The sequence below is a fragment of the Aquicoccus sp. SU-CL01552 genome (assembly GCF_040365005.1).
Taxonomy (GTDB): Bacteria; Pseudomonadota; Alphaproteobacteria; order Rhodobacterales; family Rhodobacteraceae; genus Antarcticimicrobium.
The window spans coordinates 1-537 of sequence record NZ_BAABWV010000056.1 but is presented as its reverse complement, the minus strand read 5'-3'; the positions used below and the strand labels follow the sequence as shown (position 1 = coordinate 537).

Sequence of the window (537 nt, the reverse complement as noted above, 5' to 3'; positions counted from 1 at the left end):
CCCCAAATTCGTCAAGCCGTATGTGAAGTCCCAGAAGAATGACATGGCAGACGCCGAGGCCATCGCAGAAGCAGCCAGTCGACCGACCATGCGGTTTGTCGATGTGAAAACCCTGGAGCAGCAAGGGCTCGGCATGATCTTCAGGGTACGGGATCTTCTGGTTGGGCAGCGGACGCAGACGATCAATGCCTTGCGCGGGCACCTCGCCGAGTTTGGACTCGTCGCCGGCAAGGGACGCGACAACGTCGAGAAGTTACGGGCCGCTCTGGAACCGAGCCGCGAAGGGATGGAAGACCTGCCTCCTATCGTTCGTCACATGGCACAGCTCTGCTTCGAGCAGATCGATGACCTGTCCCGGCGGATCACCGAACTTGACGCGCAGATCGCGGCTGCGAGCAGACGGTCCCGCTTCGCTGCCCGGCTGCAGAAGATGCCCGGGATTGGGCCAGTCACGGCGATGGCACTGGCCGCTTTCGCCCCACCTATGGAAACGTTCCGTCAAGGGCGCGATTTTTCGGCCTGGCTGGGCCTCGTTCC

At 62.0% G+C, this 537-nt stretch carries 1 protein-coding gene; it reads left to right on the top strand.

Annotated features, from left to right (window positions below):
* Positions 1-537 (top strand): IS110 family RNA-guided transposase (locus tag ABWV23_RS22365; protein ID WP_353351920.1); only part of this gene is annotated, 537 nt, incomplete at both ends.